3 protein-coding genes are annotated in these 1800 nt (G+C 32.6%); all 3 read left to right on the top strand.

Annotation, left to right across the window (positions count from 1 at the left end):
* Window positions 1–12: 12 nt before the first annotated feature.
* Complete coding sequence (locus tag AC1DND_RS27130; RefSeq protein WP_477585872.1) at window positions 13–123, top strand: hypothetical protein; 111 nt, start codon at window positions 13–15, stop codon at window positions 121–123.
* An 8-nt stretch (window positions 124–131) separates the two neighbouring features.
* Window positions 132–572, top strand: a complete 441-nt coding sequence (locus AC1DND_RS27125) for a response regulator (RefSeq protein ID WP_477585870.1) — start codon at window positions 132–134, stop codon at window positions 570–572.
* A 12-nt stretch (window positions 573–584) separates the two neighbouring features.
* On the top strand, window positions 585–1800 hold a 1216-nt coding region (locus AC1DND_RS27120; RefSeq protein ID WP_477585868.1), incomplete at its 3' end, for a PAS domain S-box protein.

The following is a 1800-nucleotide window of genomic DNA, read 5'->3' as shown; positions in this document are numbered from 1 at the left end:
ACCGGAATAGGTTTGGCTATTGTACAAAAGATTATCAACAAACATAATGGTACGGTTTGGGCAGAATCAACACTAAATATAGGCAGTTGTTTTTACTTCAGTTTAAATCATACCACCAATTAAATAAAAATATGGATTACGATAACGTTGAAATTTTATTTGTAGAAGACAGTGTAGATGATGCCGCATTAACCATAAGGGCATTAAATAAAAGTGGTTTTACCAACAAACTTTACCATGTTAAAGATGGTGCAGCTGCATTAGATTTTATTTATTGTAAGGGTGATTTTGAAAACCGCAAACCAAAAGAGTTTCCAAAATTAATACTATTGGATCTTAAAATGCCAAAGGTATCAGGTATACAGGTACTAGAAAAGCTTAAATCTGACCCAGAAACAAAGTCAATCCCAATAGTAATGCTCACTTCTTCTAATGAAGGGCCTGATATTGAAAAATGCTTTTTACTAGGTGTAAACAGTTACATTGTTAAGCCTGTTGATAGTGATAATTTTTTTAAGGCCATTAAAGAAATTGGCTTATACTGGATGATAACAAATCAATCACCAAACTAACAGTTGCTTCAAATGTTAACTAAGCTTAAAATTCTTATTGTTGAAGATAATCAAAGTGATGCCGATTTACTGAAACGTGAACTAAAGAAAGCGGGATTGGATTTTATTGATGAAATTGTTCAAACACGTGTAAGTTTTGAGTATGCCTTAGTTAATTTTAATCCAGATATTATTTTATCAGATTATTCACTTCCATCTTTTGATGCAGTAACTGCTTTTAGGATTAAGCAGAACAAAAATGCGCACATACCTTTTATAATTGTTTCTGGCATTATTGGCGAAGAAAATGCTGTAGAACTAATTAAGGATGGTGTTACTGATTACGTTTCTAAAGCTAAGTTATTTACAGTATCTACTAAAATTAATAGAGCACTTAGTGATACGGCGATAAGAAATGAAAAAAATATAATTGATGGTAATTTAAAAATTCAGCAACAAGAATTATTAAAGTCTAATGGATTATTAATTCAACAAAAAGCCAAAGTTAAAGCAATTAACCTCGAACTTTCTAAATTAAATCTCGAACTAGAAGAACGAGTAGCAAATAGAACCAAAGCCTTGGCAGAAAGTGAATATAGGTTTCGCAACATGATCGAAACCATTCCTCAAATTGCCTGGACTAATACAAAAAAGGGAAAAGTTATTTTTTATAATCAGCGTTGGTACGATTATACCGGTTTAAACAATAAACAAACACAATTAGCGGGTTTTAATTTCGTAATCCATCCAGATGATCTTCAAAATAGTATCGTTTCATTTAGCGCAATACTAAAGACAAAAAAAGGTGGTGAGTTTCAAACCAGAGGCAAAAGTGCTGATGGATTCTACAGGTGGCATTTGGTCCGTTTAATGCCAATTTTGGATGAAGGTGGCGAGATGCATTTATGGATTGGTACCGCAACCGACATAGAAGAGCTGCGAATTTTACAACAACAAAAAGATGATTTTATTAGCATCGCTAGCCATGAGCTAAAAACACCAATTACCACTTTAAAAGCATCATTACAACTTTTAGATCGTTTAAAAGATAAATCAGCATCACCAACGTTGGCTAAATTAATAGTACAGGCTAATAAAAGCATGGAAAAAGTAAATGGTTTAATAGATGATTTATTAAATGCTAGCATGGCAAATAATGGTCAGCTTCACATTAACCAACAGCAATTTCTATTGGCTGATGTAATTACTGAATCATGTCAAGATATACGTGTTCAGGCAGAATATAACC

It is taken from the genome of Pedobacter sp. 01N416, assembly GCF_056399685.1.
The sequence above is the reverse complement of the archived record's forward strand: the minus strand, read 5'-3'. Positions and strand labels throughout refer to the sequence as shown.

What these genes read in the sequence shown, in the direction of transcription:
- AC1DND_RS27125 (WP_477585870.1), top strand. Translation starts at nt 132, where the DNA reads ATGGATTACGATAACGTTGAAATTTTATTTGTAGAAGACAGTGTAGAT.